The following is a 5,705-nucleotide window of genomic DNA, read 5'->3' as shown; positions in this document are numbered from 1 at the left end:
ACATAAGACGGATTATACGAATTAAGACAAACGATCCACGGCCATATCACCTCCACCAATCTCTTGCTCTAGCAGATGATCTGGCAAGACCTGCCCCGTGATCTGCGTCGCCGCAAATTCGCTTAGCGCGGGTACTGTTTGAATTCCGTATCCACCTTGACCCGCCAACCAATAGAACCCATCGGCACGCTTTGAAAATCCCGCAACGGGCGAACCGTCGGGTACAAAACTGCGCAGGCCCGCCCACTTGTGTTCAATACGCTTCACTGAAAGATCGAACGCTGTCTCAATACGGTCCACACAAATCGCGATATCCAACTCTTCGGGCTGTGCATCGCACGGCGCACTTGGCGTTTCATCGGCAGGCGAAATCAACAAACGACCCGCGTCAGGCTTCAGGTAGAACTGTTCCTCAACATCAATCGTGATCGGAAAATGCGTCGCATCAATACCGCTGGATCCAGCCACAATCGCTGCTGTGCGTCGTTTCGGCGTCAAACCAATCGTCTCCGCACCTGCCATTTTCCCAACAACATCCGCCCAAGCACCCGCTGCGTTCACAATAACACCCGCCTCAATCCGACCCGCCTTCGTATCAATCTGCCACACGTCCCTCACGCGCTCCAATCCATGGACTTCAGATTTCAACATCATCGCGCCGTCCCCATTTTTGAACTGGCGCAAGAACCCTTGATGCAAACCACCGACGTCAATATCCTGCCCTGCGTGGTCCACCATCCCGGCCTCGCCGTACCCTTTTCGGATCAATGGATTAATCTGGCGCATCGCGGCTTCGTCCAACACCGACACCTCTGGATCATTGCCCACTTGCGCCAATAATGCATCCAGCGCACCACGTTGATCCGCGCGCGCAAGCATCAGTATCAAGCGTGGCGAAAACAGAGGTGCTTCGCTGAATCCCTGCGGAGGTGCCTCATAAAACGGCCGCGAGGCGCGCGCCAAAGCCCGGATCACACGCGGTCCATAGTTCGGCGCAAAGACCGCTGCAGACCGTCCCGTTGTGTGATAGCCCGCTTGGCTTTCCATTTCCAACACCGCGACGCGCTTGCCCGCCATCGCCAAACGCGCGGCCACCGACGCACCCGCAATCCCTGCTCCGATTACGGCGATGTCAAAGGTCTGTGTCATATCAAATCTCGATGCTGGGTGTTCCAATTGAACTGGAACAGAGCACCCCGCAAAATGCAATCACCCTTGCAAACCCGACCTAGGCACGATTGGATACCCCTGACAGACCAACCGTGCCCCGCACCCCGAAAAAGAGACGCATCCAATGAAATTGAGCGATTCCAAAACCATCAACGCAGACCGCGCCACTGTTTATGCGGCGCTGCTCGATCCTGCCGTTCTGTCTGCTTGCGTCCCCGGTTGTACCGAAATGAGCGGGAACGCGACCGAGGGCTTTCAAGCGACTGTCGTTCAAAAGGTGGGTCCCGTAAAAGCAACGTTCAAAGGCGAGGTTGAAATTAGCGACCAAGTTGACGGCGAAAGCCTGACACTGACGGGGGCTGGCAAAGGTGGCACTGCAGGGTTTGCCAAGGGTGGCGCGAGTGTGCGCCTTGAAGAAGACGGTGATCAGACGATCCTACACTACGATGTAGAGGCCAAGGTTGGCGGCAAGCTCGCCCAGCTTGGCAGTCGCATCATTGACGGGTTTGCCAAGAAGATGGCGGATCAATTCTTTACATCCTTCCAAGACGCCGTTGGTGCGCCCGAAGACGAAGATGCGGAACCTACAGCGAAAAAAGGCTGGTTCCACAAGCTGCGCAAAGGGTAAGCAAATCTATCTGCAAAAATTGCCCTCTTGACATAATACCATTTAGTACCTCTTATAAAGGGATACCGAATGGTACTATAGTGGGTTACAATGAACCAAGCACATCAAATGGGATTCAAGGCACTTGCCGACCCAACCCGCCGAGGCATTTTGCATCTGCTGGCCCAGCAAGACATGACCATCGCCGAAGTTGCGGATAACTTTCAAATGACCCGCGCAGCCGTGAAAAAACACCTCACGGTCTTGAAAGACGGCGATCTAATCACGATGCAAAGCGTTGGACGTACACGCGTGAACACCCTTAATCCTGACGGCTTGAAACAGATGCGCGATTGGTTCGCCTACTTCGATGCCTTCTGGGATGATCGTCTTGCTACCCTAAAATCTGAGATCGAAAAGGACATAAAATGAGCGATACAACTCTGCGCAAAACCATCTTCCTGCAAGCCACTCCAGAACAGGTGTGGGCATTTCTCACCGATCCAGAAAAGCTCGCTTTGTGGTTTCACAAACCTAAATCCCCGCTCGCAATTGGTGCATACGCGATGTTTGGCACAGACAGCGGCGACAAACTCATGTGGTGGGATGTGCTTGTGTCCGACCCTTTCAACACGCTGGAATACACCTTCACCATTGCGCCCATGGGTGGCGCAATCAGCACCGTGAAATGGTCCCTGGCCCAAATTGCAGGCGGCAGGCGTCTGTCCCTCATCCACGAGGAACTGCCCGTCGGCGAAGACGCATTCGGCCTAACACTCGCGCTTGATAAAGGCTGGGACGATCATCCGGCCCGCATGCGCTCAGGGCTGCACGAGGGGTAATTGCAAACGCATTTTAAAGATCGGGGTCATTGTCAAAAATGACTTCGGTCTTCGCGATGCAGCTCTCTCTCAGGTCCCCCAAGGCTAGCAGTTCGGGATCGCTCCGGTACGCCTCAAAAGCAACGTGACTTGGAAACGCCAACCGGTGAATTTCATGTGGTGCACCGTCCAATGCCGCGTGAGTCTTTACAACTTCCAGAACCTTCACGCCATGCGTTTCCATGATCGCAAATGCGGCTGTTTCGAACCGTTCAAACGCTTCAAATTGATCGGGCTTACCCCAAGTTTTGCGGTTACTAAAAGGGGCATTAGCCCTCAACCGCTGCAACTTTCCCCGCGCCACGGAACCAGCGCACAATCTTTGCGCGGTCTTCCTCGGGTAGGTCTGTAATGTTCGCGGGCGGCATCGCGTGGGACACACCGGCTTGCAAATACACCTCGCGCGCCGCGCGTACGATGTCATATCGGGTTTCTAGAAACACGCCCTTGGGGGCCCAACGGATACCATCCCAGCTGGGTTCGCGCGCGTGGCACATGGAACACCGGCCCAGCACAATGTTCTCGACCTCTTCATAGCCAGCCGAGGCCACCAGCGTCTCTTGGTGCGCTGAAAGCGGCTGCGCATCCGCAACATCATAATCCTGATCCCACGTGTTCGCAGTCGACAACCACGCTATGATGATCATCAGGATAACAGTTACAGCCCATGTCCAGTTAGGCCCCTTACCCGTGGAATGCAGCGTATTGAAATAATGACGAACGGTTACACCCGTGAGGAAAATCAGCGACGCAATCAGCCAGCTGTATTCCGTGCCGAACGCCAAAGGATAGTGATTGGACAACATCAAGAAAATCACAGGCAGCGTCAGATAGTTGTTATGCGTGCTGCGCAATTTCGCGATCTTGCCGTACTTCGCATCCGGCGTGCGACCTGCCATCAGATCGGCCACAACAATGCGCTGGTTCGGCATGATGATGAAGAACACGTTCGCCGTCATGATCGTCGCCGTGAACGCACCAAGATGCAGCAATGCCGCGCGGCCCGTGAACACCTGATCATAACCGTATGCCATGACCACAAGGATCACAAACAAGAGCACCATTAGCAACGTGGGCTGTTCGCCCAACTTGGATTTGCACATGAAATCATACGCGATCCAACCAATCGTCAAAGACCCAGCAGAAATCACAATCGCCATGAACACGGACAGATCCGCCTTCGCAGGATCAATCAGGAACAACTCTGCGCCCGCCCAATAGACGATCATCAGCAAGGCGGCACCAGACAGCCACGTCGAATAGCTCTGCCATTTGTGCCAAATCAAATGCGCCGGCATATTTTCAGGCGCGACCATATATTTCTGGATGTGATAGAAACCACCGCCGTGCACCTGCCATTCTTCGCCCGTTGCACCCTCTGGCATGTTGGGCGCTTTCTTCAGCCCCAAGTCCAACGCGATAAAGAAGAACGACGCACCAATCCACGCCATCGCAGTGATCACATGAACCCAACGCACCGTCAGCGCGATCCAGTCCCAAAGTATTGCTAGATCATACATCAAGCGGCTCCCAATTCTGTTGCGGCCAAGACTATCTACTCGGGCATTTGTCCGCTATAATTGCGATTAAACAAAGAGTGTCAAAAATTTCCGCACAATGTCTTATTTCGATAACCTACGCACCTTCGTGCGAATCTATGAACTCGGTAGCATGTCTGCCGCCGCGCGGGATCAGCGAATTTCGCCTGCGGTCACATCTGCGCGCATTTCCCAGCTTGAGAGCCACCTTGGTGTGCGCCTGTTTCAACGCACCACGCGCTCGCTAACCCCAACCGAACAAGGGCGCATCTTTTACACAGGTGCATGTGCCGTGCTTGAGGCCGTCGAGGTCGCCGAAGCAGGTGTCGGGGACGCCACCGAAAACCCGCGCGGCACGTTGCATATCGCATCGCCCTTGGGCGTGGGGCGTCGTCTAATCGCGCCGTATGTGCCAGAGTTCGCAGCGCAATACCCTCTTGTCGATGTCCGCCTGCGCATGACAGATCGCAAGATCGACCTCACCGCAGAGGGTCTGGATATCGCGTTCTTCCTCGGTCGCCCCGAGGATTCCAACATGCGCATCCGCAAGATAGCCGATTGCGAACGCGTGCTCTGTGCCAGCCCATCCTACATCGCGCAACATGGACACCCCAACAGTGGTGCGGATATTGATCGCGGCAAGCACAATTGCCTTAACCTGCGCTTTCCGGGTGCGACTGAATTCCAATGGGAACTCTCAACCCCCGACGGCCCCCGCAAGTTCGACGTTCAGGGCCGTTTCGAGAGCGACGATAGCGATGTCCTGACCGATTGGGCTCTACAAGGCGCAGGCATCGCACTGCGCCCCGTCTTCGAAATCGCAGCCCATCTAAAATCAGGCGCACTGGTCCAAGTCGCGAAAGAAACCCCGCCCCTGCCCGTGCAAATGGCCTGCCTCTACACGCATCGCCGCCACCAAGACCCCAAAGCACGCCTGTTCATGGAGTTCATGATTGAACGCATGGAGGGGGCGATAAAGTTATAGCCTTGGTATTAAAAGTTGAAATTAGTTTCGCGATTTAATCCATAGCGTGTACGCTTGTAGACGTAATGAGTCTCCGCCGCTGTAAGTCTTTGTAAACCTCTGACTGAAGGATCGCGTTGATGAAACCCTTTTTATTCTTGGCTCTTCTTATTGCTCCCCTGCCTGTTCTTGCAGATACGGTTGGCGAACAGATCAAAGTGACAATCGAAGACGCTGTAGGTCTTCCCGGAAATGCAATCAGAGACAAAACCCAGATCGTTGCCGTCAACGCGGACAATGATGTCACGTTCATTTTCATGTGTAGCGCCGGAAAAGAAGACGGTGCTGGCGATCTTGCCATCGATGCTATTTTCACCGTGATTGCCACTGCGACTGGCGGCATCCCGTTACTTATCCAAAAGCCGGTCAAAAGGCTGATTGCCAAAGGCGTGGTTAATAAAGGGGATGCCTATTGCAGTGCCATCGCCTCAAAGACGGGCACCACCAAAAAGGCAAAAAACGTGTCTAGGGTCAGGACTCATAAC

8 protein-coding genes are annotated in these 5,705 nt (G+C 54.4%); 5 read left to right on the top strand and 3 right to left on the bottom strand.

Features of this window, described 5'->3' with window-relative positions:
- Nucleotides 1-21: 21 nt before the first annotated feature.
- Nucleotides 22-1,149, bottom strand: coding sequence for an FAD-binding oxidoreductase (locus QZ279_RS15160; RefSeq protein ID WP_293452463.1), 1,128 nt, complete (start codon nucleotides 1,147-1,149; stop codon nucleotides 22-24).
- A 145-nt stretch (nucleotides 1,150-1,294) separates the two neighbouring features.
- Between QZ279_RS15160 and QZ279_RS15155 the strand changes: the two genes are divergently transcribed.
- The 3 genes from QZ279_RS15155 to QZ279_RS15145 all read left to right on the top strand — a co-directional run bounded on the left by QZ279_RS15155 (nucleotide 1,295) and on the right by QZ279_RS15145 (nucleotide 2,619).
- Nucleotides 1,295-1,798 carry a carbon monoxide dehydrogenase subunit G gene (locus QZ279_RS15155; protein WP_293452461.1) on the top strand — a complete coding sequence of 168 codons (504 nt, stop codon included), beginning with the start codon at nucleotides 1,295-1,297 and terminating at the stop codon, nucleotides 1,796-1,798.
- A 90-nt stretch (nucleotides 1,799-1,888) separates the two neighbouring features.
- Nucleotides 1,889-2,209: a metalloregulator ArsR/SmtB family transcription factor gene (locus QZ279_RS15150; protein ID WP_293452458.1), complete on the top strand. Its 321-nt coding sequence runs from the start codon at nucleotides 1,889-1,891 to the stop codon at nucleotides 2,207-2,209.
- Nucleotides 2,206-2,619, top strand: a complete 414-nt coding sequence (locus QZ279_RS15145; RefSeq protein WP_293452455.1) for an SRPBCC domain-containing protein — start codon at nucleotides 2,206-2,208, stop codon at nucleotides 2,617-2,619. Before QZ279_RS15150 ends, QZ279_RS15145 begins: the two co-directional genes overlap by 4 nt.
- Before the next feature lie 13 nt (nucleotides 2,620-2,632).
- Here the strand turns inward: QZ279_RS15145 and QZ279_RS15140 are convergent, their stop codons facing one another.
- Nucleotides 2,633-2,842: a hypothetical protein gene (locus QZ279_RS15140; protein ID WP_293452453.1), complete on the bottom strand. Its 210-nt coding sequence runs from the start codon at nucleotides 2,840-2,842 to the stop codon at nucleotides 2,633-2,635.
- An 85-nt stretch (nucleotides 2,843-2,927) separates the two neighbouring features.
- Nucleotides 2,928-4,178 carry a urate hydroxylase PuuD gene (locus QZ279_RS15135; RefSeq protein WP_293452450.1) on the bottom strand — a complete coding sequence of 417 codons (1,251 nt, stop codon included), beginning with the start codon at nucleotides 4,176-4,178 and terminating at the stop codon, nucleotides 2,928-2,930.
- A gap of 97 nt (nucleotides 4,179-4,275) precedes the next feature.
- Here QZ279_RS15135 and QZ279_RS15130 point away from each other — a divergent pair, with 97 nt between their 5' ends.
- A complete protein-coding gene (locus tag QZ279_RS15130; RefSeq protein WP_293452448.1) occupies nucleotides 4,276-5,181 on the top strand; it encodes a LysR family transcriptional regulator in 906 nt (301 codons plus the stop codon).
- Nucleotides 5,182-5,300: 119 nt separating this feature from the next.
- Nucleotides 5,301-5,705, top strand: a 405-nt coding sequence (locus tag QZ279_RS15125; RefSeq protein ID WP_293452446.1) for a hypothetical protein, incomplete at its 3' end; no start/stop codon positions are given.

The organism is Planktotalea sp., assembly GCF_018607965.1.
Classification (GTDB): Bacteria; Pseudomonadota; Alphaproteobacteria; order Rhodobacterales; family Rhodobacteraceae; genus Planktotalea.
This window is presented reverse-complemented; position numbering and strand designations above follow the sequence as displayed.

Excerpts from the sequence above, each read along its gene's own strand:
- QZ279_RS15140 (WP_293452453.1), bottom strand. The coding sequence starts at position 2,842 with ATGGAAACGCATGGCGTGAAGGTTCTGGAAGTTGTAAAGACTCACGCG.
- QZ279_RS15145 (WP_293452455.1), top strand. The coding sequence starts at position 2,206 with ATGAGCGATACAACTCTGCGCAAAACCATCTTCCTGCAAGCCACTCCA.
- QZ279_RS15160 (WP_293452463.1), bottom strand. The coding sequence starts at position 1,149 with ATGACACAGACCTTTGACATCGCCGTAATCGGAGCAGGGATTGCGGGT.
- QZ279_RS15150 (WP_293452458.1), top strand. The coding sequence starts at position 1,889 with ATGAACCAAGCACATCAAATGGGATTCAAGGCACTTGCCGACCCAACC.
- QZ279_RS15155 (WP_293452461.1), top strand. The coding sequence starts at position 1,295 with ATGAAATTGAGCGATTCCAAAACCATCAACGCAGACCGCGCCACTGTT.
- QZ279_RS15130 (WP_293452448.1), top strand. The coding sequence starts at position 4,276 with ATGTCTTATTTCGATAACCTACGCACCTTCGTGCGAATCTATGAACTC.
- QZ279_RS15135 (WP_293452450.1), bottom strand. The coding sequence starts at position 4,178 with ATGTATGATCTAGCAATACTTTGGGACTGGATCGCGCTGACGGTGCGT.